Here is a 22,140-nt window from a genome sequence, read left to right on the forward strand (position 1 = left end):
GTGACCACATGGCACGCAAGACCCCGATCGAGCGCTACCGCAATATCGGTATCTCGGCCCACATTGACGCCGGCAAGACCACCACGACCGAGCGCATCCTGTTCTACACCGGTGTGAACCACAAGATCGGTGAAGTGCACGAAGGTGCCGCCACCATGGACTGGATGGAGCAGGAACAAGAGCGCGGCATCACGATCACGTCGGCCGCGACGACCTGCTTCTGGAAGGGCATGGACATGTCCTACCCGGAGCACCGCTTCAACATCATCGACACCCCGGGCCACGTCGACTTCACCATTGAAGTCGAGCGCTCGATGCGCGTGCTCGACGGCGCCTGCATGGTGTACTGCGCCGTGGGTGGCGTGCAGCCCCAGTCGGAAACCGTCTGGCGCCAGGCCAACAAGTACAAGGTGCCCCGCCTCGCGTTCGTCAACAAGATGGACCGCACCGGTGCGAACTTCTTCAAGGTCTATGACCAGATGCGCACCCGCCTGAAGGCCAACCCCGTGCCCGTGGTGATCCCCATCGGCGCGGAAGAAAACTTCAAGGGCGTCGTCGACCTCCTGAAGATGAAGGCCATCATCTGGGACGAAGCCTCGCAAGGCATGAAGTTCACCTTCGAGGACATCCCCGCCGAGCTGGTGGAAGATGCCAAGAAGTGGCGCGAGAACATGATCGAAGCCGCGGCCGAAGCGTCCGAAGAGCTGATGAACAAGTACCTCGAGGAGGGTGAACTCTCCGAAGAGGAAATCAAGCTCGCGCTGCGCACCCGCACCATCAACGTTGAAATTCAACCGATGCTGTGCGGCACCGCCTTCAAGAACAAGGGCGTGCAGCGCATGCTCGACGCCGTGATCGACTACCTGCCTTCGCCGGTGGACATCCCGCCCGTGGGCGGCACGGACGACGACGACCAGCCGACCACCCGCAAGGCCGACGACAGCGAGAAGTTTTCGGCGCTGGCGTTCAAGCTGATGACCGACCCGTACGTCGGCCAGCTGACCTTCGTGCGCGTGTACTCCGGCGTGCTGAACTCCGGCGACTCGGTCTTCAACCCGATCAAGGGCAAGAAAGAGCGCATCGGCCGTATCCTGCAGATGCACGCCAACGAGCGTGAAGAAATCAAGGAAATTCTGGCCGGTGACATCGCTGCCTGCGTGGGCCTGAAGGACGTGACCACCGGCGAAACGCTGTGTGATCCGGACGCCATCATCACGCTGGAAAAGATGGTCTTCCCCGAGCCCGTGATCGCACAGGCTGTGGAACCCAAGACCAAGGCCGACCAGGAAAAGATGGGCATCGCCCTGTCGCGCCTGGCTGCTGAAGATCCCTCGTTCCGCGTGAAGACGGACGAAGAATCGGGTCAGACCATCATCGCCGGCATGGGCGAGCTCCACCTGGAAATCATCGTCGACCGCATGAAGCGCGAATTCGGCGTGGAAGCCAACGTGGGCAAGCCCCAGGTTGCCTACCGCGAGACCATCCGCAAGAAGGTCACCGACGTCGAAGGCAAGTTCGTGCGTCAGTCGGGCGGCAAGGGCCAGTACGGTCACGTCGTGCTGACCGTCGAGCCGCAAGAGCCGGGCAAGGGCTTCGAATTCGTCGACGCCATCAAGGGCGGCGTGGTGCCCCGCGAGTACATCCCCGCGGTGGAAAAGGGCGTCATCGACACCCTGACCTCGGGCGTGCTGGCTGGCTACCCCGTGGTCGACGTCAAGGTCACCCTGACCTTCGGTTCGTATCACGATGTGGACTCGAACGAAAACGCCTTCAAGATGGCCGCTTCGATGGGCTTCAAGGAAGGTTGCCGCAAGGCCAACCCCGTGATCCTCGAGCCGATGATGGCCGTGGAAGTCGAGACGCCTGAAGACTACGCCGGCACCGTGATGGGCGACCTGTCCTCGCGTCGCGGCATGGTCCAGGGCATGGACGACATGGTCGGCGGCGGCAAGGTCATCAAGGCCGAAGTCCCGCTGTCGGAAATGTTCGGCTACTCGACCAGCCTGCGCTCGGCCACCCAGGGTCGCGCCACCTACACGATGGAGTTCAAGCACTATTCGGAAGCCCCGAAGAACGTGGCTGACGCCATCGTCACGGCACGCGCCAAGTAATTCTTGATGCGCACAGGCCCGGGTGCTAGCATCCGGGCCTCTCACTTTTGAGCCGGTCTTCGGCGCCGCGTGATCGCGGTGGGCCTGCTGCCCATGGCAGGCCTGTGCCGGAAACCTTAAACCCGCATGGGCGACTGTTCTTTGTTTGGAGAAACAAATGGCAAAGGAAAAGTTCGAACGGACCAAGCCGCACGTGAACGTGGGCACCATTGGTCACGTTGACCACGGCAAGACCACGCTGACGGCTGCCATCACGACCGTTCTGTCGAAGAAGTTCGGCGGTCAGGCCAAGGCCTATGACCAGATCGACGCCGCTCCGGAAGAAAAGGCACGTGGCATCACGATCAACACCGCGCACGTCGAGTACGAAACGGCCAACCGCCACTACGCTCACGTGGACTGCCCGGGTCACGCCGACTACGTCAAGAACATGATCACGGGTGCCGCCCAGATGGACGGCGCGATCCTGGTGTGCTCGGCCGCTGACGGCCCGATGCCCCAGACCCGTGAACACATCCTGCTGTCGCGCCAGGTGGGCGTGCCGTACATCATCGTCTTCCTGAACAAGGCTGACATGGTGGACGACGCCGAACTGCTGGAGCTGGTCGAAATGGAAGTGCGCGAGCTGCTGTCCAAGTACGACTTCCCCGGCGACGACACCCCGATCATCAAGGGTTCGGCCAAGCTGGCCCTGGAAGGCGACACCGGCGAGCTGGGCGAGCAGGCCATCATGGCCCTGGCCGACGCGCTGGACAGCTACATCCCGACGCCTGAGCGCGCCGTGGACGGCACCTTCCTGATGCCTGTGGAAGACGTGTTCTCGATCTCGGGTCGCGGCACCGTGGTGACCGGCCGTATCGAGCGCGGCGTGGTCAAGGTCGGCGAAGAAATCGAAATCGTCGGCATCAAGGCCACCCAGAAGACCACCTGCACGGGCGTGGAAATGTTCCGCAAGCTGCTGGACCAGGGTCAGGCTGGCGACAACGTCGGCATCCTGCTGCGCGGCACCAAGCGTGAAGACGTCGAGCGCGGCCAGGTGCTGTGCAAGCCGGGTTCGATCAAGCCCCACACCCACTTCACCGGTGAGGTGTACGTCCTGTCGAAGGACGAAGGCGGCCGTCACACCCCGTTCTTCAACAACTACCGTCCGCAGTTCTACTTCCGCACGACCGACGTCACCGGCTCCATCGAGCTGCCGGCCGACAAGGAAATGGTCATGCCGGGTGACAACGTGTCGATCACCGTCAAGCTGATCGCCCCGATCGCCATGGAAGAAGGTCTGCGCTTCGCCATCCGTGAAGGCGGTCGTACCGTCGGCGCCGGCGTGGTTGCCAAGATCATCGAGTAATCGACATGACACCTGTCCGCCTTGCCGTTCTCGGCGGGCGGACGTCATCGTTCTTTTGATTGAAGGAAGTGTGTCATGGCACAACAGAAGATCCGCATCCGCCTGAAGGCCTTCGATTACAAGCTGATCGACCAGTCGTCGGCTGAAATCGTCGAAACCGCCAAGCGTACCGGCGCCATCGTCAAGGGCCCCGTGCCCCTGCCGACCCGCCTGCAGCGCTTCGACATCCTGCGTTCGCCGCACGTCAACAAGACGTCGCGCGACCAGTTCGAAATCCGCACGCACCAGCGTCTGATGGACATCGTCGACCCGACCGACAAGACGGTTGACGCCCTGATGAAGTTGGACCTGCCCGCTGGCGTGGACGTCGAAATCAAGCTGCAGTGATGTGGCTGACACCTGAGGCCTTTGGCAGCAGGTGTCCCGACGCAAAGGCCTCTTCGGAGGCCTTTTCTCTTTTCCGGCAGGGCAGTGGCGGTGCGCGTCACGCGCCGCTTGCACGGAAATGCAGCGTTTGATATAGTCGTGGGCTTTCCCGCATTGGGCGGGTTGCGCGTTGCCGTCTTTCGGAGGGTGGCGAGCAGTCCGAGCGGTGTGGAAACTCGACGGTGGTCGCCTGGCGGCCACCACCCCAGTCAGCCCGGCCAATCGTTGTCGGGTATGTGTAAAAGGCCCCCATGTGGGGCTGGAGAAAAACCATGAGTCTTAGCAATCGCCTCGGATTGCTGGGCCGCAAGGTGGGCATGATGCGCATCTACACGGACGACGGCGACGCCGTGCCCGTGACGGTGCTGGATGTGTCCAACAACCGCGTGGCTCAGGTCAAAACCGTTGAGACCGACGGCTACACCGCCCTCCAGGTGGTGTTCGGTGCCCGCAAGGCATCGCGCGTGACCAAGCCTGAAGCTGGTCACCTGGCCAAGGCGGGTGTCGAAGCCGGTGAATTCGTCAAGGAATTCCGCGTCGCCCCCGAAGTCGCTGCCGAGTACAAGGCTGGCACCACGATCGCTCCCACCGCGCTGTTCGCAGCCGGTCAACTGGTTGACGTGCAGGGCACCTCGATCGGTAAGGGCTTCGCTGGCACCATCAAGCGCCACAACTTCGGTTCGCAGCGTGCCTCGCACGGTAACTCGCGTTCGCACAACGTTCCGGGCTCCATCTCGATGGCCCAGGATCCGGGCCGCGTGTTCCCCGGCAAGCGCATGTCTGGTCACATGGGTGACGAGACTGTGACCACGCAGAACCTCGATATCGTGCGCGTTGACGAAGCCCGTCAACTGCTGCTGGTCAAGGGTGCTGTGCCCGGCGCAAAGGGTGGCCTCGTCACCGTGCGTCCGGCCGTGAAGGTCAAGCTCAAGAAAGGAGCCAACTGATGGCGCAGCTCGAGCTCCTGAACGAACAAGGTCAGGCCACCGCCAAGGTGGAAGCCTCTGACGTCGTGTTCGGTCGCGAATACAACGAAGCCCTGGTGCACCAGGTCGTGGTGGCCTACCAGGCCAACGCCCGCCAAGGCACCCGTGCTCAGAAGGACCGTGAAACGGTCAAGCACACCACGAAGAAGCCGTGGCGTCAAAAGGGTACGGGCCGCGCTCGTGCCGGTATGTCGTCCTCGCCGCTGTGGCGTGGGGGTGGTCGGATTTTCCCGAACAGCCCGGACGAAAACTTCACCCACAAGGTCAACAAGAAGATGTACCGCGCCGGCATGGCCGCCATCTTCTCGCAGCTGGCCCGTGAAGGCCGCCTGGCCGTGGTGGACTCGATCTCGATCGAAGCCCCCAAGACCAAGCTGCTCGCTGCCAAGCTGAAGGCCCTGAATCTGGACCACGTGCTGGTGATCGCCGACACCGTCGACGACAACCTGGCACTGGCCTCGCGCAATCTGCCGAACGTGCTGGTTGTCGAGCCCCGTTACGCCGATCCCCTGTCGCTGGTCTTCTACAAGAAGGTCCTCGTGACCAAGGGCGCGATCGCCAAGCTGCAGGAGATGTTCGCATGAGCACTCTGAAATTCGATGAAGGCCGCCTGATGCAGGTGCTGGTCGCTCCGATCGTGTCGGAGAAGGCCACCAGCGCTGCCGAACGGGGCCAGGTGATGTTCAAGGTGCTGCGCGACGCCACCAAGCCCGAGATCAAGGCCGCTGTCGAGCTGCTGTTCAAGGTCGAAGTGAAGTCGGTGCAAGTCCTGAACCAGAAGGGCAAGACCAAGCGCTTCGGTGGCCGTGTCGGCCGTCGTGACCACGTCAAGAAGGCCTTCGTGGCCCTGAAGGACGGTCAAGAGCTGAACTTCTCCGGGGAGGCCGCGTAATCATGGCTGTCGTCAAAGTCAAACCGACCTCGCCCGGCCGCCGTGGCGTGGTGAAGGTGGTGCACAAGCACCTCCACAAGGGCAAGCCGGAAGCTTCGCTGCTGGAACCCCAGAAGCAGAACGCCGGCCGCAACAACAACGGTCGCATCACGATGCGCCACAAGGGCGGTGGTCACAAGCACCACTACCGCGTGGTCGACTTCGTGCGCAACAAGGATGGCATCCCCGCAAAGGTGGAGCGCATCGAGTACGACCCGAACCGCACGGCTCACATCGCTCTGGTGTGCTATGCCGACGGCGAGCGTCGCTACATCATCGCCCCGCGCGGCCTGCAGGCCGGCGCCACCGTGATCAGCGGCTCGGAAGCCCCGATCAAGGCCGGCAACACGCTGCCCATCCGCAACATCCCCGTGGGCTCGACCATCCACAACATCGAACTGCTGCCTGGCAAGGGCGGTCAGATCGCTCGTTCGGCTGGCACCTCGGCTGTTCTGATGGCCCGGGAAGGCACCTACGCTCAGATCCGTCTGCGCTCGGGTGAAGTCCGCAAGGTGCACATCGAATGCCGCGCCACCCTCGGTGAAGTGAGCAACGAAGAGCACAGCCTGCGTCAATACGGCAAGGCCGGTGCCATCCGCTGGAAGGGCATCCGCCCGACCGTGCGTGGCGTCGCCATGAACCCTGTCGACCACCCGCACGGTGGTGGCGAGGGCCGTACTGGTGAAGGTCAGGTCCCTGTGTCGCCGTGGAACACGATGACGAAGGGCTACCGCACCCGCAACAATAAGCGCACGCAGACGTTCATCGTTTCGCGTCGCAAGAAGTAAGAGGTAGGCTGAAATGGCTCGTTCTCTGAAAAAGGGTCCCTTCGTGGATCACCATCTGCTGGCCAAGGTTGAGAAGGCTGTGTCCATCAAGGACAAGAAGCCCGTCAAGACCTGGTCGCGTCGCTCGACCATCCTGCCTGAGTTCATCGGCCTGACCATTGCTGTGCACAACGGCAAGCAGCACGTGCCTGTGTACATCCAGGACCAGATGGTCGGCCACAAGCTCGGCGAGTTCGCCCTGACCCGTACGTTCAAGGGTCACCCTGGCGACAAGAAAGCCAAGAAATAAGGAGCAGCTGCGATGGAAACGAAAGCAATCGTTCGCGGCGTTCGTCTGTCGGTCGACAAGGGTCGACTGGTGGCCGATCTCATCCGTGGCAAGAAGGTCGATCAGGCCCTCAACATCCTTGAGTTCACTCAGAAGAAGGCTGCCGGCATCATCAAGAAGGCACTGGAATCTGCGATCGCCAACGCCGAGCACAACGACGGCGCTGACATCGACGAACTGAAGGTCAAGACCATTTATGTGGAGCAAGGCGCCACGCTGAAGCGTTTCACCGCCCGTGCAAAGGGCCGTGGCAACCGCATCAGCAAGCCGACCTGCCACATTTATGTGACCGTGGGCAACTGAGCGAGAGGCTGATCATGGGACAGAAAATCCATCCGACCGGCTTCCGCCTGGCCGTCACCCGCAACTGGGCATCGCGTTGGTACGCCACCAATCGCAATTTCGCCTCGATGCTGGCTGAAGACCTGGAAGTCCGCGAATTCCTGAAGAAGAAGCTCAAGAACGCGGCTGTGTCGCGCATCTTGATCGAGCGTCCTGCCAAGAGCGCCCGCATCACCATTTTCTCGGCACGTCCGGGCGTGGTGATCGGCAAGAAGGGCGAGGACATCGAGAACCTGAAGGTCGAACTGGCCAAGCGTCTGAATTGCCCGGTCTCGGTGAACATCGAAGAAGTGCGCAAGCCTGAAGTCGATGCTCAGCTGATCGCCGATTCGATCACGCAGCAGCTGGAAAAGCGGATCATGTTCCGTCGCGCCATGAAGCGTGCGATGCAGAACGCGATGCGCCTGGGCGCCCAGGGCATCAAGATCATGTCCGCCGGCCGTCTGAACGGCATCGAAATCGCCCGTACCGAGTGGTATCGCGAAGGCCGCGTGCCTCTGCACACCCTCAAGGCCGACATCGACTATGGCTTCTCCGAAGCCCACACCACCTACGGTGTGATCGGTGTGAAGGTCTGGGTCTACCGTGGTGACCGCCTGGCCAATGGCGAAGCCCCGGTGCTCAAGGGTGACGACCGCGAAGACGACCGTCGCAACCGCCGTGGCCCGCGTGGCGACCGCCCGAACGACCGTCGTGGTCCGCGTGGTGGTGCCGGCCGTGGTGCCCCGCGCGCTGATGGCGCTCCGGCCGATGGCAGCGACAAGGCTGCCGCAGCTGGCGCCGGTGCCCGCGTTCGCAAGGCAGCCCCGGCTGCCGAAGCGAAAGGAGAATAAGCATGCTGCAACCTAACCGTCGCAAGTTCCGCAAGGAGCACAAGGGCCGTAACACGGGTGTCGCCACCCGTGGCGCCGATGTGTCCTTCGGCGATTTCGGCCTGAAGGCCACTGAGCGTGGTCGCATCACCGCTCGTCAGATCGAAGCTGCTCGTCGTGCGATTTCGCGTCACGTGAAGCGTGGCGGCCGCATCTTCATCCGCATCTTCCCGGACAAGCCGATCTCGAACAAGCCGGCTGAAGTCCGTATGGGTAACGGCAAGGGTAACGTGGAGTACTACGTGGCTGAAATTCAGCCCGGCAAGGTGCTGTACGAGATCCAGGGTGTGCCCGAGCAACTCGCACGCGAAGCGTTCAAGCTGGCTGCCGCCAAGCTGCCGCTGAGCACGACCTTCGTCGGTCGCGAGTTCGGCATCTGATTTGACGCGCAAGGAGAAAGATATGGCGAAAGCCTCTGAATTGCGCGCCAAGGATGTGGCCGCACTGGAAACCGAAATCAAGGACCTGCTGAAGGCCCACTTCAACCTGCGCATGCAGCGTGGGACCCAGCAGCTCAACGACACCTCTGCTCTGGGCAAGACTCGTCGCGACATCGCTCGCGCCAAGACGATCCTGGCTCAGAAGAAGAAGGAAGGAGCCGCCCAATGACGGAAGCTCAAACCAAAGTGGTTCGCAGCCTGGTTGGCAAGGTCGTCTCTGACGCCCGCAACAAGACCGTGACCGTGCTCGTCGAGCGTCGTGTGAAGCACGAGCTCTACGGCAAGATCGTGGCCAAGTCGCGCAAGTACCACGCTCACGACGAAAACAACGAGTTCAAGCTCGGTGACGTCGTCGAGATCACGGAAAGCCGTCCGCTGTCGAAGACCAAGAGCTGGGTTGTGTCCCGTCTGGTCGAGAAGGCTCCGGCGATCTGATCACCGCCTGTAAACGATCCCACTGAAAGGTGGGATCGCCCCGGCGACACCGGGGCCAAAACCTTGGTGTCGTCCCGGAAAACCGGCCTGCCAGTCATACTGGCGGCCGGTTTTTTTCATTTCCAACCCTCTTTCTCCGGAGACCTTCCCATGATCCAAGTTGGTGACAAGCTGCCTGCCGCGACCTTGTTCGAGTACATCGAGGTGGAGGGCAACGGCTGCAGTCTCGGCCCGAACGCCTTCGACGTCCAGAAGGAAACGGCCGGCAAGACGGTCGCCATCTTCGGTCTCCCGGGGGCCTTCACGCCGACGTGTTCGGCGCAGCATGCGCCGGGCTACATCGCACAGGCAGACGCATTCAAGGCCGCCGGCGTGGACGAGATCTGGTGCGTGTCGGTGAACGACGCCTTCGTGATGGGCGCGTGGGGCCGTGAACTGAAGGCCGCTGGCAAGGTGCGTTTCATGGCCGATGGCAGCGCCGAGTTCGCCAAGGCGACCGGCCTGGTGCTGGACCTGACCGCCAAGGGATTGGGCCTTCGCTCGGGCCGCTACTCGATGCTGGTCAAGGATGGTGTGGTGACCGCGCTGAACGACGAGAAGGGCGGTGGCTACGCGGTGAGCGACGCGGACACACTGCTCAAGCAGATCAAGGGCTGAGTACTCGGTCGCTTCGGCGACCGACGCGACGGCCGGGCCCTCCCGGTCCGAGCACAAGGCGTTGCCGGCGGCAGCGCCTTTTTTCATGCCGGTTGCGGTCCGCCGGCGCCTGGGGCGGGCGGGCTGTCGAACGTGAGAGGTCGGGCGTCGAGTTGACGGCCAGGGCTCAGGGCTCAGGACTCAGGACTAACGGCGCCATCTTTCGATGGCCCGCGGACGCACCACGCCCGTTGGGTGGTGATGCGATGGTGCACCGCTCGCGCTGCGTTGGTGCGGCGTAGGGATGGCCGGATGCGTCACGTGCCCGACACCGGTGCGTCCGGCCGCATCGGAACCACGCACACAGGGCGGCAAAGCACGTACGAGCCCTGGCACGGTTTGCGCATACACCTGACCCAAGAACCTGACCAATTGGTCAGGATGTTGAGTCAAAGGAGCCCCCCGTGTCCGCGAGCCCCTGTCCCGATGTCCAGGCCGGTCGTCTGCCAGCGACCGCCTATGCCGAACGCTTCGGCGCTGCCGAAACGCCCCCGTTGACGCCGATGCAGGCGGTGATCGAGGCCGAGCGCTGCCTGTACTGCCACGATGCGCCGTGCCAGACGGCGTGCCCGACCGGGATCGACGTGCCGACCTTCATCCATCGCATCGCCGATGGCAACCTGCGCGGTGCGGCGGAGACCATTCTGGAGGCCAACCCGCTGGGTGGCATGTGCGCGCGGGTGTGTCCGACCGAGGAGCTGTGCGAGCAGGTCTGCGTGCGCAACACCCAGCAGGGCAAGCCCATCGAGATCGGCCGCCTGCAGCGCCACGCCGTGGACGCGGTGATGCAGGACGGCGTGGCACCGCTCTTCACGCGTGCCCCCTCCACCGGGCACAAGGTGGCCGTGGTGGGCGCCGGGCCCGCGGGCCTGGCCTGCGCGCACACGCTGGCCCGCCTGGGCCATGACGTGACCGTATACGACGCCCACGACAAGGCTGGCGGCCTCAACGAGTACGGACTGGCCAGCTACAAGACGGCGGGCGACTTCGCGCAGCGCGAGATCGCCTGGCTGCTGAGCATCGGCGGGATCACGGTGCGCACGGGCTGGGCGCTGCGCACGGCGGCCGATCTGGACGAACTGCGCAAGACGCACAGCGCCGTCTTCCTGGGGTTGGGGCTCGGGGCCGTGCGGCAGCTGGGGCTGCCCGGCGAGACCGAACTGAGTGGGGTCGAGGATGCGGTGGCCTTCATCGCCCGGCTGCGCCAGACGGCCGACCTGTCGACGCTGCCGGTGGGGCGTCGCGTGGTGGTGATCGGCGGGGGCATGACGGCGGTGGACGCGGCCGTGCAGGCCAGGCTGCTGGGCGCCGACGAGGTCACGATGGTGTACCGCCGCGGGCCCGAGGCGATGTCGGCATCGCGCGTGGAGCAGGAATGGGCGCAGACGCGCGGCGTGACGATCCGCCACTGGCTGGCGCCGGAAATGCTGCTGGGTGAAGGCGGCCACGTGACCGGGGTGCGCTTTCAGGAGCAGGCTCCGCAAGATGGACGTGTGCAGCCCACCGGGCGGCACGTCGACCTGGCGGCCGACATGGTGCTCAAGGCCATTGGCCAGTTGTTCGAAGCGGCGCCGTGGGTCGACGCCGGGCTGGTCCTGCAGGAGGGGCGCCTGTCGGTCGACGGCCACGGGCGCACGTCGCTGCCGGGCGTCTGGGCGGGCGGCGACTGCCGCGCCGGCGGACGCGACCTGACAGTCGAAGCGGTCGAGGACGGCAAGCAGGCCGCCCTGAGCATCCACGCATCTTTCCAAGCGGAGGCCTGAACATGGCAGACCTGAGCAGCAACTTCGTGGGCATCCACAGCCCGAACCCGTTCTGGCTGGCCTCGGCGCCGCCGACCGACAAGGCCTATAACGTCATCCGCGCCTTTGAAGCAGGCTGGGGCGGCGTGGTGTGGAAGACGCTGGGCGAGGACCCGCCGGTGGTCAACGTCAGCGGGCCGCGCTACAGCACGCTGCTGTCGCCCGACCGGCGCGTGCTGGGCTTCAACAACATCGAGCTGATCTCGGATCGGCCGCTGCAGGTCAACCTCGACGAGATCCGCCAGGTCAAGCGCGACTGGCCGGACCGGGCCATGGTGGTCTCGCTGATGGTGCCGTGCAACGAGGCCTCGTGGAAGCGCATCCTGCCCATGGTGGAGGACACCGGGGCCGATGGCATCGAGCTGAACTTCGGCTGCCCCCATGGCATGAGCGAGCGCGGCATGGGCGCGGCGGTGGGCCAGGTGCCCGAGTACATCGAGATGGTGACGGCGTGGTGCAAGCAGTACTCGCGCATGCCGGTGATCGTCAAGCTCACGCCCAACATCACCGACATCCGCCAGCCCTCGCAGGCGGCCAAGCGCGGCGGGGCCGACGCGGTGTCGCTGATCAACACGATCAACTCCATCATGGGGGTGGACCCGGCCACGCTGACCATGGTGCCCAGCACGGCGGGCATGGGCTCGCACGGTGGCTACTGTGGGCCGGCGGTCAAGCCCATCGCGCTGAACATGGTGGCCGAGATCGCGCGCACGCCGGAAACGCGCGGCCTGCCGATCTCGGGCATCGGCGGCGTGAGCACCTGGCGTGATGCGCTGGATTTCATCGCCCTGGGCGCCGGCACGGTGCAGGTGTGCACGGCGGCCATGGTGCACGGCTTCAAGATCGTGCAGGACCTGACCGATGGCCTGAGCAACTACATGGACGAGATGGGCATCCGCTCACTCGATGAGCTGGTGGGGCGTGCCGTGCCGACGGTGAGCGACTGGAAGTTCCTGAACCTGAACCACGTGTCCAAGGCGGTGATCGACCAGGACAAGTGCATCTCGTGCGGGCGCTGCCATGTGGTGTGCGAAGACACCTCGCACCAGGCCATCACCGCGATCAAGGATGGCGTGCGCCACTTCGAGGTCAAGGAAGAGGAGTGCGTGGGCTGCAACCTGTGCGTGTCGGTCTGCCCGGTGGAGGAGTGCATCACGCTGCGCCACCTGGTGCCGGGCGAGATCGACCAGCGCACGGGGGAGCCGGTGAAGGCCGAGCCGCTGAACTGGACGGCCCACCCGAACAACCCGATGGCGGCGACGGCCTGATCGCGCCTGGCCTGATTCACCCTTTCGCAAGGAGCACACCATGAGCGACACCGCCAGCGCCGTCCTGATCCGGGGCGGCACCGTGGTCAACGCGGACCGCGAACAGCGGGCCGATGTGCTGTGTGTCGACGGCCGCATCCAGGCCGTCGGCGCAGACCTTGCTGCCCCGCCCGGCGCCACCGTGGTGGATGCGGGCGGGCAGTACGTGATGCCCGGGGGCATCGACCCGCACACCCACATGCAGCTGCCCTTCATGGGCACGGTGACGGCCGATGACTTCTACACGGGCACGGCGGCCGGGCTGGCCGGGGGCACCACGAGCATCATCGACTTCGTGATCCCCGACCCCCAGCAGCCGCTGATGGACGCCTACCGCATGTGGCGAGGCTGGGCGGAGAAGGCCGCGGCGGACTACAGCTTTCACGTGGCGATCACGTGGTGGGACGAGTCCGTGCGCGCCGACATGGGCACGCTGGTGCACGAGGAGGGCGTCAACAGCTTCAAGCACTTCATGGCGTACAAGAACGCCATCATGGCCGACGACGAGACGCTGGTGAACAGCTTCCGTCGCGCGCTGGAGCTGGGCGCGATGCCGACCGTGCATGCCGAGAACGGCGAACTGGTCTTCCTGCTGCAGCAGGAGATGAAGGCCAAGGGCATCACCGGGCCGGAGGGGCACCCGCTGTCGCGGCCACCCGCGGTGGAGGCCGAGGCGGCCCAGCGCGCCATCGCCATTGCGGATGTGCTCAACGTGCCGATCTATGTGGTGCACGTGTCATGTGCCGAGTCGGCCGAGGCCATTGCGCGTGCGCGGGCCCGCGGCCAGCGTGTGTATGGCGAGGTGCTGGCCGGCCACCTGGTGGTGGACGACAGCGTGTACCGCCACCCCGACTTCGCCGTGGCGGCGGCGCACGTGATGAGCCCCCCCTTCCGCGCGCGCGAGCACCAGGCTGCCCTGTGGCGCGGTCTGCAGGCCGGCCACCTGCACACCACGGCGACCGACCACTGCACCTTCTGTGCGGCGCAGAAGGCGGCGGGCCGGCTGGACTTCAGCAAGATCCCGAACGGCACCGGCGGCATCGAGGAGCGGCTGGCCGTGATCTGGGACGAGGGCGTGAACACCGGGCGCCTGACGCCTTCGGAGTTCGTGGCGGTGACCTCGGCCAACGCGGCCAGGCTGTTCAACATCTATCCGCGCAAGGGCTGCGTGGTCGAGGGCGCCGATGCCGACCTGGTCGTCTGGGACCCGGCCGGCACCAAGACGCTGTCAGTGGCCACCCAGCACTCGAAGGGCGACCACAACATCTTCGAAGGGCGCACGGTGACGGGCATCCCGACCCACACGCTGAGCGGCGGCCGGCTGGTGTACGTGCAGGGTGACCTGCGCGCCGAGCCCGGTCAGGGCCGTTACGTCAAGCGCCCGCCGTTCGGGCCGGTGTTCGACGCGCTGTCGCGCAAGGCGGCGCTGCAGGCGCCCACCGCGGTGGCGCGCAGCGCCTGAACCGAATGCATTGAAAGGACACCCCATGAGCACCCTCACCACCGAGGCACGCGACGTGCGCGCCCTGCGCGTCAACGGCACCCGCTTGTGGGACGCGCTGATGACGCTGGCGCAGATCGGCAGCACCGCCAAGGGCGGCGTCTGCCGACTGGCCCTGACCGACCTGGACCGCCAGGGCCGAGACCTGGTGGTCGGCTGGGCCCGCGAGGCTGGCATGAGCGTCACGGTCGACCAGATCGGCAACGTCTTCATGCGCCGCCCCGGGCGCAACAATGCGCTGCCACCCGTCATGACGGGGAGCCACATCGACACCCAGCCCACGGGCGGCAAGTTCGATGGCAACTATGGCGTGCTGGCCGGGCTGGAGGTGGTGCGCACGCTGAACGACGCCGGCATCGAAACCGAGGCCCCGATCGAGGTGGCGTTCTGGACCAACGAGGAAGGCTCGCGCTTCGTGCCGGTGATGATGGGCTCGGGCGTGTTTGCCAAGGCCTTTTCGCTGGAACACGCTTATGCCGCGAAGGATGTCGACGGCCTCACGGTGAAGGACGAGCTGCAGCGCATCGGCTACATCGGCGACGAAGTGCCGGGGCAGCATCCGGTGGGCGCCTACTTCGAGGCCCACATCGAGCAGGGGCCGGTGCTGGAGGACCACGGCATCACCATCGGCGTGGTGGAGGCGGTGCTGGGCATTCGCTGGTATGACTGCACGGTGACGGGCATGGAGGCGCATGCCGGCCCGACGCCCATGGGCCTGCGGCGCGATGCCTTGCAGGCGGCCACGCGGATCATGCAGGAGGTGGTGGCCGTGGCGATGCGCCACCAGCCCCACGGACGCGGCACGGTAGGCATGGTGCAGGTGCACCCGAACAGCCGCAACGTGATCCCCGGGCGCGTGACGTTTTCGATGGACCTGCGCAACGTGAGCAACGAGCTGCTGGACCAGATGGATGCTGAGATCCGCGCCTACGCAGCCCGTGTGGCCGCCGAGACCGGCCTGCAGGTCGACATCCGGGAGGTCTCGCACTACCCGGCCGTGCCGTTCGAGGCGGGGTGCGTGCAGGCGGTGCGCGAGGCTGCCGCCCAGCTGGGCTACAGCAGCATGCCGTGTGTGTCCGGCGCGGGACACGACGCCGTGTACGTGGCGCGCCTGGCGCCGGCCGGCATGGTGTTCGTGCCGTGCAAGGACGGCATCAGTCACAACGAGATTGAGGACGCCGACCCGGCCCACCTGGAGGCGGGCTGCAACGTGCTGATGCACGCGATGCTGGATCGCGCGGGCGTGGTCGGCTGAAGCTGAGCCTGGCAGGCTCAGTCCGTGAGCCCGTGGGCGGCGCGTGCCTTCAGGCACTGCGGGTCGCCCGGCTGGACTTCGCGGCACGGCGTGGGGCGGTCGGCGTAGATACGGCATCCGACCTGCTGGCCCACCTGGCCTTGCAGCGCGCCACAGTGCGGAGAGCGGTGGTTCGTGCCGGCCATGCAGCGCATCAGCGGGGAAACCGGTTCGGTCAGGCCGACGGGCACATGGCCGCCCGGGGCATCGTCGGCTTCAGCCCAGTAGAAGGACACACGGTAGTGGGCGCAACAGGCGCCACAGCGCTGGCAATCCATCGTGCGAGACCAGAGGGGGAAAGGCGGTTCGGGAACGGGCCCGCATTCTAGCCAGCCAGGCCGCAGCCGCGCAGGATCAGGGCCTCGACGTGGTCGCAGGCCCGCTGGCGGTCGCGCGCGGTCAGCCTGTCCTTGCCCAGCACCGCGCGGATCTGCACGTCGAAGTCAGCGTAGGTCTGGGTGGTGGCCCAGATCGAGAAGAAGAGGTGGACGCTGTCAACGCGGGCCATGCGGCCGGCGGCCATCCAGCCGTCCACCACGGCCGCCTTGTCCAGCACCTGCTGACGCAGGTCGGTGCGCAGCAGGTCGAGCACCACGGGCGCGCCGTGCAGCAACTCGTTGGCGAACACGCGCGAGGCATCCGGTCGCTCGGCGGCCAGGGCCATCTTGCGGCGGATGTATTCGCTCAGGGCCGCCCGCGGGTCGGCCTCGGGGGTGACGCAGGTCAGCGGCGCCAGCCAGTCGTGCAGCACGGCATCCAGCACGGCGCGGTACAGCTCGCGCTTGTTGCCGAAGTAGTAGTGCAGGTTGGCCTTGGGCAGGCCGGCTTCTTCGGCGATGTCGGCCATCGTCGCGCCCTCGAAGCCCGCGCGGGCGAACACCCGCTCGGCGGCGCGCAGGATGGTCGACTCGTTGGCCTGACGGATCTGCTTCTTGCTGGAGGGGCCGCTGCTGCTCATGCCGTCATTTTGCGGCCTGCTCCCACACCAGGTGGGTCATGGCGGCCTTGCCCGGGTCCTTCTTGATGATGGGGTCGCTGCCGCCGGCCATCAGTACCTTGATCGTGCGCTCGTAGGCGGCCGGGTCCAGGTAGCCGATCTTGGGCGTGTTGGCGTTGCTGATGAGCTTGGCCACGTTCTCCATCTGGCGCTTCTGCACGGCCAGGCTCGCGCTGCCGGAGGTGTCGTTGGCCACCACGATCTTGGCGGCCTCTTCGGGGTTCTTCACCGCGTCGTTCCAGCCCTTGAAGCTGGCCTTCAGGAACTTGGCCATCTTGGCGACGAAGGCCTTGTCACGCAGGTTGGGCGCCAGCACGTACAGGCCGTCTTCGAGCGAGGCCACGCCCTGGTCCTGGTAGAAGAAGGTGACCAGGTCGGACTCCTTCACGCCGGCATCGACCACCTGCCAGTACTCGTTGTAGATCATGGTCGAGATGCAGGCGGCCTGGTTCTGCAGCAGCGGGTCGACGTTGAAGCCCTGCTTGAGGATGGTGATGTCCTTGCCGGGCTTCAGGTTCAGCTTGCCCATCCAGCTCAGGAAGGGGTACTCGTTGCCGCCATACCAGACACCCAGCGTCTTGCCCTTGAGGTCTTTTGGTGCGCTCACGCCGCTGGCCTTCTTGCAGGTCAGCATCAGGCCCGACTTGTCGAAGACCTGCGCGATGTTGACCAGCGGCACGCCCGCTTCGCGCGCAGCCAGCGCATCCGGCATCCAGTTCACGATCACGTCGGCCGACTTGCCGGCCAGCACCTGCACGGGCGAGACGTCGGTGCCGCCCGGCTTGATGGTGACGTCGAGCCCGGCGTCCTTGTAATAGCCCTTGGCCTGGGCAACGTAGTAGCCGGCGAACTGGGCCTGGGGCACCCACTTCAACTGCAGCGTGACCTTTTCAGCGGCCTGCGCGCCCAGGCTGAGCGCCGCAGCGGCCGACAGCAGGGCCAGGCGGATCGTGGAAGACAGCGAACGGTTCATCGAAAGGCTCCTGTGGGATGGGAAGGGAGACACGTGGGGAAGACGAACGGGTTCAGGCTGCGGCGCGGATGGCCGGATGCCAGAAGTTGACGCGGCGCTCGAGCCGGCCCAGCAGCGCATAGGCCAGCATGCCGACCGCACTGGCGACCACGATGGTGGCCCACACCAGCGGCATGTTCATGCGCGAGGCCTCGGTCGAGATGCGAAAGCCCAGGCCCACCGTGGGCGAGCCGAAGAACTCGGCGACGATGGCGCCGATCAGGGCCAGCGTGGCGTTGACTTTCAGCGCGTTGAAGATGAAGGGCAGAGCCACCGGCAGGCGCAGGTCGAGCAGCGTGCGGCGGTCGCTGGCGGCGTAGGAGAACATCAGCTCGCGCTCGAGCTTGCCGGCCGCAGCCAGCCCGGCCAGCGTGCCGATGAGTGCGGGAAAGAAGGTCATCAGCACGACCACGGCCGCCTTGGAGGGCCAGTCGAAGCCGAACCACATCACCGCAATGGGCGCCACGCCCACCAGCGGCACCGTGCTGGTCAGCGAGGCCACCGGCAGCAGGCCCCGTTGCAGAAAGGGCAGCCGGTCGATCGCAATGCCGACGCCCACGCCCAGGCCGCAGCCCAGCACGTAGCCGATCAACACGGCCTTGCCGACGGTCTGCACCAGGTCGTCGCGCAGTGTGGCCGCGTGTGTCCACAGCGCCACCGCGACCGACGACGGCGGCGGCAGCAGCACGCGGGGCACGGCAAAGGCGGTGGTCAGCAGTTCCCAGAACAGCAGCACCCACAGGCCGAACAGCAGGGCGCTGGCGGCATCCAGCCCGCGGGGCAGCGGCAGGGCCGACACGCGGGCCACGGTGACGAGGGCCAGCAGCGCGACCGCGCCGGTGCACAGCCAGAAGCCGCTGCCTACTGCGCCTTGCTCTTCGGTGGGCGTCAGTGCGATCAGGCCGCCGAGGGCCGCCAGCGTCAGCAGCGTGAGCGCCAGCGTGGCGGCGCGGCCTGGCGTGGCCCGCAAGGCAAGCAACGCGGCCACGCCGGTGGCCAGCCCGGTGCCCCACGCCACCCAGCCGGGGGCCACCGCCTGCACGGCCCACCAGGCCAGGGGGTTCAACGTGAAGCCGTCTTCACCCGCGAGTTGCAGGGCCGGGTAGGGCAGGGACAGCAGCAGCAGCGCCAGGGCCAGCACGGCGAGGAGCGCGCCCGGCGCATCGGGACGCACGCGTGCGCCGGACAGGGAAGCAATGGGGTGGCTCATGATTTGAGCTTTCCTTGTGCGGTCGGGCTGTGGCGGCGCAGCACGGCGCGCTCCAGCAGCCCGACCAGCGCGGTGAGGGCCAGGCCCAGCACCGCCGACATCAGCAGCGCGGACCAGATCTGCACGGTGTTGCCGTAGTACGAGCTGGTCAGCAGGCGCGCACCCAGGCCCGCCTGCGCCCCGGTGGGCAGCTCGGCCACGATGGCGCCGACCAACCCGGCCGCGATGGCCACGCGCAACGCGGGAAACAGGTGCGGCAGGGAGGCCGGCAGGCGCAGCGCCCACAGTGCCTGCCACCGGCTGGCTGCGTAGGTATGGAACAGCTCGGTCTCGATGCGCTGCGGCGAGCGCAGGCCCTGCACCATGGCCACCGTGACGGGGAAGAAGCACAGGTACATCGCGATCACCGCCTTGGGCAGCGTGCCGGTGAAGCCCAGGCTGCCCAGCACCACCAGCACGATGGGCGCGATGGCCAGCACCGGCACTGTCTGCGAGGCCACGATCCACGGCAGCAGGGCCTTCTCGAGCGTGCGGGCATGCACGATGCCGATGGCCAGCAGCAGGCCCAGCGCCGTGCCGAGGCCGAAGCCCAGCAGCGTGGCCTCGGCCGTGGTGCGAGCGTGCAGCAGCAGGTTGCGGGGGCTGTCGATCGGCCAGTCGCGCACGCTGTGCCAGATGTCGAGCCCAATCTGGTGAGGCACGGGCAGGATGGGGCGCTGCATGGCCCAGGTGGTCTGCACCAACTGCGTGGCCGACCAGGCGCCATCGGGGCCGCCCAGCACCCGCTCGATCGCACCGTGGGCGTTGAGCGCGATGGCCGCGAGGTACCAGAGTACGAGCACGGCCAGCGTCACGGCGAGGACCGGGCCCGTGCGTGCGCCCCAGCTCAGCGCGGGCTCGGGGGCGCCGGGCCGACGCGTGCGCGCAGCGGCGGGCAGGGTGGCGGTCGGGGTGGTCATCGCCGCGCTTTCAGTTGTGGCCATCGGCGAGCGCCTCGCGCACCTCGTGCGCCAGCGCCATGAACTCGGGCGTGTCGCGCAGCGACAGCGTGCGCTCGGCCGGCAGCGGCGAGTCGATCACCTTGACGATGCGCCCGGGCCGCGGCGACATCACCACGATGCGACTCGACAGGTACACCGCCTCGGCAATCGAGTGGGTCACGAAGACCACGGTGCGCTGCTCGCGGCGCCACAGGTCCTGCAGGTGCACGTTGAGGTCGTCGCGCGTGATCTCGTCGAGCGCGCCGAAGGGCTCGTCCATCATCAGCAGGCGTGGTTGAAAGCCCAACGCACGCGCAATCGACACGCGCTGCTGCATGCCGCCCGAAAGCTGCCACGGATACTTCTTCTCGAACTGGGCCAGGCCGACGCGGGCAAGCTGCTCGCGGGCGATCTCGCGCGCGGCCTCGGGCAGGCGTCCCTGGATCTCCAGTGGCAGCATGACGTTGGACAACACGGTGCGCCAGGGCAGCAGGGCCGGGGCCTGGAACACATAGCCATAGGCCCGTGCAAGGCGGGCATCGTGCGGGCTCAGGCCGTTGACCAGCACGGTGCCGGCGGTGATGGGCTCGAGGTCGGCGATGACGCGCAGCAGCGTGGTCTTGCCGCAGCCCGAGGGGCCGATCAGCGAGATGAACTCGCCCTGCCGGATGTCGAGGTTGACCTCATGCAGCGCGCGCACCGGCGCGTCGGCCGCGGGGTAGACGACGCTGGCGTTCTGGATCTGCACGGCGGGTGGGCCGTAGGCGGGCCGGGGCGACGGGCTCAGCGTGGTGAGCATCTCTGGTGCATTCATGGCGTGGCCAGGAAGTTGACCGAGTGGTCAGGTTTCGGTGTCGCATCCAATGCGAGTTCCATGCCATGTCGCCGGCCCCGTCCCGCGCACCGAAGTGGCGTGCCCGAGCCGCGCCATGGTGCATGCTCCGGTCAGAATGAACAGGTCGGATCACTCTGCAGTGCCCCGCCGATAAAAACTGCTTGCCTTCCCCCCGAGGGGTCGTGCTACATTGATGGGCATGAACACGGTCCGCTTTTACTGGTACTTCTTTGAACTCCCGCCACACACCGGCGCAGGAGTGGGAAGCTGCTGAGCGAACCACACCGAATCCTGACGAAACCGCCGGTCCTCACCGGCGGTTTTTTTTTGCTCTGCCCGCCTTACCCCCGATCAGCCCGAAGGAAGAAGTCCGATGAATGCCTCCACCAGCGCCGCCGCCGGCTGGGTCCCGCCCGCCGATGCCACGTCGAAAACAGATGATCAACGCGTCAAGAACGTGACCCCGCTGCCCCCCCCCGAGCACCTGATCCGCTTCTTCCCGATCTCCGGCACGCCGGTCGAGACCCTGGTGTCCGACACGCGTCGCACGATCGGCGACATCATCCACGGTCGTGACGATCGCCTGCTGGTCATCATCGGCCCGTGCTCGATCCACGATCCGGCCGCCGCGGTGGAGTACGCACGCAAGCTGCTGCCGCTGCGCGAAAAGTACGCCGACACGCTGGAAGTCGTGATGCGCGTGTACTTCGAGAAGCCGCGCACCACGGTGGGCTGGAAGGGCCTGATCAACGACCCGTACATGGACGAGTCGTTCAAGATCGACGAAGGCCTGCGCATCGCGCGCCAGCTGCTGGTCGAGATCAACCGCCTGGGCATGCCGGCGGCCAGCGAGTTCCTCGACGTGATCTCGCCGCAGTACATCGGTGACCTGATCAGCTGGGGCGCCATCGGCGCGCGCACCACCGAAAGCCAGGTGCACCGCGAGCTGTCGTCGGGCATCTCGGCTCCGATCGGCTTCAAGAATGGCACCGACGGCAACATCAAGATCGCCACCGACGCCATCCAGGCCGCGGCCCGCCCGCACCACTTCCTGTCGGTGCACAAGAACGGCCAGGTCGCCATCGTCGAGACCGCCGGCAACCCCGACTGCCACGTGATCCTGCGCGGTGGCAAGGCCCCGAACTACGACGCCGCCAGCGTGGCCGCCGCCTGCAAGGACCTGGAAGCCGCCAAGCTGCGCCCGTCGCTGATGGTCGACTTCTCGCACGCCAACAGCTCCAAGCAGCACGAGCGTCAGGTGCTGGTGGCCGAGGACATCGCCGGCCAGATCCGCGGTGGCTCGCACCAGGTGTTCGGCGTGATGGTCGAAAGCCACCTTGTGGCCGGCGCCCAGAAGTTCACCCCGGGCAAGGACGACCCGGCCAAGCTGTGCCACGGCCAGTCCATCACCGACGCCTGCATCGGCTGGGATGATTCCGAGAAGGTGCTCGAGGTGCTGTCGCAGGCCGTGGCGGCCCGTCGCGCCCGCTGAAGACGGA

Annotated in this window: 25 protein-coding genes; 19 read left to right on the forward strand and 6 right to left on the reverse strand. The window is 66.2% G+C overall.

Annotation, left to right across the window (positions count from 1 at the left end; genetic code table 11):
* Positions 1-8: 8 nt before the first annotated feature.
* The 18 genes from fusA to DEH84_RS00985 all read left to right on the forward strand — a co-directional run bounded on the left by fusA (position 9) and on the right by DEH84_RS00985 (position 15,568).
* Entirely contained in the window at positions 9-2,111 is a 2,103-nt protein-coding gene (gene fusA, locus DEH84_RS00900) for an elongation factor G (RefSeq protein WP_109033897.1), read from the forward strand.
* 157 nt (positions 2,112-2,268) lie between these two features.
* The gene (gene tuf / locus DEH84_RS00905; protein ID WP_109033866.1) at positions 2,269-3,459 is read left to right on the forward strand and encodes an elongation factor Tu; all 1,191 of its coding nucleotides are present in this window, start codon (positions 2,269-2,271) and stop codon (positions 3,457-3,459) included.
* Between the two features lie 75 nt (positions 3,460-3,534).
* Complete coding sequence (gene rpsJ, locus DEH84_RS00910; RefSeq protein WP_035037922.1) at positions 3,535-3,846, forward strand: 30S ribosomal protein S10; 312 nt, start codon at positions 3,535-3,537, stop codon at positions 3,844-3,846.
* A gap of 311 nt (positions 3,847-4,157) precedes the next feature.
* A complete protein-coding gene (rplC, locus tag DEH84_RS00915) occupies positions 4,158-4,832 on the forward strand; it encodes a 50S ribosomal protein L3 (protein WP_109033899.1) in 675 nt (224 codons plus the stop codon).
* Positions 4,832-5,455: a 50S ribosomal protein L4 gene (gene rplD, locus DEH84_RS00920; protein WP_109033901.1), complete on the forward strand. Its 624-nt coding sequence runs from the start codon at positions 4,832-4,834 to the stop codon at positions 5,453-5,455. Before rplC ends, rplD begins: the two co-directional genes overlap by 1 nt.
* Positions 5,452-5,763 (forward strand): 50S ribosomal protein L23, encoded by a 312-nt coding sequence (gene rplW, locus DEH84_RS00925; protein WP_109033903.1) that lies wholly within the window; start codon positions 5,452-5,454, stop codon positions 5,761-5,763. The genes rplD and rplW overlap by 4 nt, the downstream gene beginning before the upstream one ends.
* Positions 5,764-5,765: 2 nt before the next feature.
* A complete protein-coding gene (gene rplB, locus DEH84_RS00930) occupies positions 5,766-6,590 on the forward strand; it encodes a 50S ribosomal protein L2 (RefSeq protein WP_109033905.1) in 825 nt (274 codons plus the stop codon).
* 13 nt (positions 6,591-6,603) lie between these two features.
* Positions 6,604-6,879 (forward strand): 30S ribosomal protein S19, encoded by a 276-nt coding sequence (gene rpsS, locus DEH84_RS00935; protein ID WP_109033907.1) that lies wholly within the window; start codon positions 6,604-6,606, stop codon positions 6,877-6,879.
* A gap of 12 nt (positions 6,880-6,891) precedes the next feature.
* Entirely contained in the window at positions 6,892-7,221 is a 330-nt protein-coding gene (rplV, locus tag DEH84_RS00940) for a 50S ribosomal protein L22 (protein WP_109033910.1), read from the forward strand.
* Positions 7,222-7,235: 14 nt separating this feature from the next.
* On the forward strand, positions 7,236-8,093 hold the full coding sequence (rpsC, locus tag DEH84_RS00945; protein WP_109033912.1) for a 30S ribosomal protein S3: 858 nt from the start codon (positions 7,236-7,238) through the stop codon (positions 8,091-8,093).
* A 2-nt stretch (positions 8,094-8,095) separates the two neighbouring features.
* The gene (rplP, locus tag DEH84_RS00950; protein WP_109033915.1) at positions 8,096-8,512 is read left to right on the forward strand and encodes a 50S ribosomal protein L16; all 417 of its coding nucleotides are present in this window, start codon (positions 8,096-8,098) and stop codon (positions 8,510-8,512) included.
* Positions 8,513-8,534: 22 nt separating this feature from the next.
* Positions 8,535-8,741, forward strand: a complete 207-nt coding sequence (gene rpmC / locus DEH84_RS00955) for a 50S ribosomal protein L29 (protein WP_109033918.1) — start codon at positions 8,535-8,537, stop codon at positions 8,739-8,741.
* Complete coding sequence (rpsQ, locus tag DEH84_RS00960; protein ID WP_109033920.1) at positions 8,738-9,007, forward strand: 30S ribosomal protein S17; 270 nt, start codon at positions 8,738-8,740, stop codon at positions 9,005-9,007. The genes rpmC and rpsQ overlap by 4 nt, the downstream gene beginning before the upstream one ends.
* 150 nt (positions 9,008-9,157) lie before the next feature.
* Positions 9,158-9,664 carry a peroxiredoxin gene (locus DEH84_RS00965; RefSeq protein ID WP_109033923.1) on the forward strand — a complete coding sequence of 169 codons (507 nt, stop codon included), beginning with the start codon at positions 9,158-9,160 and terminating at the stop codon, positions 9,662-9,664.
* Between the two features lie 443 nt (positions 9,665-10,107).
* Positions 10,108-11,466: an NAD(P)-dependent oxidoreductase gene (locus DEH84_RS00970; RefSeq protein ID WP_425428978.1), complete on the forward strand. Its 1,359-nt coding sequence runs from the start codon at positions 10,108-10,110 to the stop codon at positions 11,464-11,466.
* 2 nt (positions 11,467-11,468) lie between these two features.
* Positions 11,469-12,773, forward strand: coding sequence for an NAD-dependent dihydropyrimidine dehydrogenase subunit PreA (preA, locus tag DEH84_RS00975; RefSeq protein WP_109033926.1), 1,305 nt, complete (start codon positions 11,469-11,471; stop codon positions 12,771-12,773).
* Positions 12,774-12,813: 40 nt separating this feature from the next.
* Positions 12,814-14,274, forward strand: a complete 1,461-nt coding sequence (hydA, locus tag DEH84_RS00980; protein WP_109033928.1) for a dihydropyrimidinase — start codon at positions 12,814-12,816, stop codon at positions 14,272-14,274.
* A 25-nt stretch (positions 14,275-14,299) separates the two neighbouring features.
* Complete coding sequence (locus tag DEH84_RS00985) at positions 14,300-15,568, forward strand: Zn-dependent hydrolase (protein WP_109033930.1); 1,269 nt, start codon at positions 14,300-14,302, stop codon at positions 15,566-15,568.
* A gap of 17 nt (positions 15,569-15,585) precedes the next feature.
* Here the strand turns inward: DEH84_RS00985 and DEH84_RS00990 are convergent, their stop codons facing one another.
* Genes DEH84_RS00990 through DEH84_RS01015 form a run of 6 tightly spaced genes read right to left on the reverse strand, consistent with a single transcriptional unit; the run spans position 15,586 to position 20,620 of the window.
* A complete protein-coding gene (locus DEH84_RS00990; protein ID WP_109033932.1) occupies positions 15,586-15,885 on the reverse strand; it encodes a YkgJ family cysteine cluster protein in 300 nt (99 codons plus the stop codon).
* A 47-nt stretch (positions 15,886-15,932) separates the two neighbouring features.
* On the reverse strand, positions 15,933-16,565 hold the full coding sequence (locus DEH84_RS00995) for a TetR/AcrR family transcriptional regulator (RefSeq protein ID WP_109033934.1): 633 nt from the start codon (positions 16,563-16,565) through the stop codon (positions 15,933-15,935).
* A gap of 4 nt (positions 16,566-16,569) precedes the next feature.
* Entirely contained in the window at positions 16,570-17,577 is a 1,008-nt protein-coding gene (locus DEH84_RS01000) for an ABC transporter substrate-binding protein (protein WP_109033936.1), read from the reverse strand.
* A 52-nt stretch (positions 17,578-17,629) separates the two neighbouring features.
* A complete protein-coding gene (locus DEH84_RS01005) occupies positions 17,630-18,826 on the reverse strand; it encodes an ABC transporter permease (RefSeq protein WP_109033938.1) in 1,197 nt (398 codons plus the stop codon).
* The gene (locus DEH84_RS01010; protein WP_109033940.1) at positions 18,823-19,785 is read right to left on the reverse strand and encodes an ABC transporter permease; all 963 of its coding nucleotides are present in this window, start codon (positions 19,783-19,785) and stop codon (positions 18,823-18,825) included. Before DEH84_RS01010 ends, DEH84_RS01005 begins: the two co-directional genes overlap by 4 nt.
* A 10-nt stretch (positions 19,786-19,795) precedes the next feature.
* On the reverse strand, positions 19,796-20,620 hold the full coding sequence (locus DEH84_RS01015; RefSeq protein ID WP_245932645.1) for an ABC transporter ATP-binding protein: 825 nt from the start codon (positions 20,618-20,620) through the stop codon (positions 19,796-19,798).
* Positions 20,621-21,014: 394 nt separating this feature from the next.
* Here DEH84_RS01015 and DEH84_RS01020 point away from each other — a divergent pair, with 394 nt between their 5' ends.
* Entirely contained in the window at positions 21,015-22,133 is a 1,119-nt protein-coding gene (locus tag DEH84_RS01020; protein WP_109033945.1) for a 3-deoxy-7-phosphoheptulonate synthase, read from the forward strand.
* Positions 22,134-22,140: the final 7 nt, after the last annotated feature.

Source organism: Aquabacterium olei (assembly GCF_003100395.1).
GTDB classification, from domain to species: domain Bacteria; phylum Pseudomonadota; class Gammaproteobacteria; order Burkholderiales; family Burkholderiaceae_C; genus Aquabacterium; species Aquabacterium olei.

What these genes read in the sequence shown, in the direction of transcription:
- fusA (WP_109033897.1), top strand. Translation starts at nt 9, where the DNA reads ATGGCACGCAAGACCCCGATCGAGCGCTACCGCAATATCGGTATCTCG.
- tuf (WP_109033866.1), top strand. Translation starts at nt 2,269, where the DNA reads ATGGCAAAGGAAAAGTTCGAACGGACCAAGCCGCACGTGAACGTGGGC.
- rpsJ (WP_035037922.1), top strand. Translation starts at nt 3,535, where the DNA reads ATGGCACAACAGAAGATCCGCATCCGCCTGAAGGCCTTCGATTACAAG.
- rplC (WP_109033899.1), top strand. Translation starts at nt 4,158, where the DNA reads ATGAGTCTTAGCAATCGCCTCGGATTGCTGGGCCGCAAGGTGGGCATG.
- rplD (WP_109033901.1), top strand. Translation starts at nt 4,832, where the DNA reads ATGGCGCAGCTCGAGCTCCTGAACGAACAAGGTCAGGCCACCGCCAAG.
- rplW (WP_109033903.1), top strand. Translation starts at nt 5,452, where the DNA reads ATGAGCACTCTGAAATTCGATGAAGGCCGCCTGATGCAGGTGCTGGTC.
- rplB (WP_109033905.1), top strand. Translation starts at nt 5,766, where the DNA reads ATGGCTGTCGTCAAAGTCAAACCGACCTCGCCCGGCCGCCGTGGCGTG.
- rpsS (WP_109033907.1), top strand. Translation starts at nt 6,604, where the DNA reads ATGGCTCGTTCTCTGAAAAAGGGTCCCTTCGTGGATCACCATCTGCTG.
- rplV (WP_109033910.1), top strand. Translation starts at nt 6,892, where the DNA reads ATGGAAACGAAAGCAATCGTTCGCGGCGTTCGTCTGTCGGTCGACAAG.
- rpsC (WP_109033912.1), top strand. Translation starts at nt 7,236, where the DNA reads ATGGGACAGAAAATCCATCCGACCGGCTTCCGCCTGGCCGTCACCCGC.
- rplP (WP_109033915.1), top strand. Translation starts at nt 8,096, where the DNA reads ATGCTGCAACCTAACCGTCGCAAGTTCCGCAAGGAGCACAAGGGCCGT.
- rpmC (WP_109033918.1), top strand. Translation starts at nt 8,535, where the DNA reads ATGGCGAAAGCCTCTGAATTGCGCGCCAAGGATGTGGCCGCACTGGAA.
- rpsQ (WP_109033920.1), top strand. Translation starts at nt 8,738, where the DNA reads ATGACGGAAGCTCAAACCAAAGTGGTTCGCAGCCTGGTTGGCAAGGTC.
- DEH84_RS00965 (WP_109033923.1), top strand. Translation starts at nt 9,158, where the DNA reads ATGATCCAAGTTGGTGACAAGCTGCCTGCCGCGACCTTGTTCGAGTAC.
- preA (WP_109033926.1), top strand. Translation starts at nt 11,469, where the DNA reads ATGGCAGACCTGAGCAGCAACTTCGTGGGCATCCACAGCCCGAACCCG.
- hydA (WP_109033928.1), top strand. Translation starts at nt 12,814, where the DNA reads ATGAGCGACACCGCCAGCGCCGTCCTGATCCGGGGCGGCACCGTGGTC.
- DEH84_RS00985 (WP_109033930.1), top strand. Translation starts at nt 14,300, where the DNA reads ATGAGCACCCTCACCACCGAGGCACGCGACGTGCGCGCCCTGCGCGTC.
- DEH84_RS00990 (WP_109033932.1), bottom strand. Translation starts at nt 15,885, where the DNA reads ATGGATTGCCAGCGCTGTGGCGCCTGTTGCGCCCACTACCGTGTGTCC.
- DEH84_RS00995 (WP_109033934.1), bottom strand. Translation starts at nt 16,565, where the DNA reads ATGAGCAGCAGCGGCCCCTCCAGCAAGAAGCAGATCCGTCAGGCCAAC.
- DEH84_RS01000 (WP_109033936.1), bottom strand. Translation starts at nt 17,577, where the DNA reads ATGAACCGTTCGCTGTCTTCCACGATCCGCCTGGCCCTGCTGTCGGCC.
- DEH84_RS01005 (WP_109033938.1), bottom strand. Translation starts at nt 18,826, where the DNA reads ATGAGCCACCCCATTGCTTCCCTGTCCGGCGCACGCGTGCGTCCCGAT.
- DEH84_RS01010 (WP_109033940.1), bottom strand. Translation starts at nt 19,785, where the DNA reads ATGACCACCCCGACCGCCACCCTGCCCGCCGCTGCGCGCACGCGTCGG.
- DEH84_RS01015 (WP_245932645.1), bottom strand. Translation starts at nt 20,620, where the DNA reads ATGAATGCACCAGAGATGCTCACCACGCTGAGCCCGTCGCCCCGGCCC.
- DEH84_RS01020 (WP_109033945.1), top strand. Translation starts at nt 21,015, where the DNA reads ATGAATGCCTCCACCAGCGCCGCCGCCGGCTGGGTCCCGCCCGCCGAT.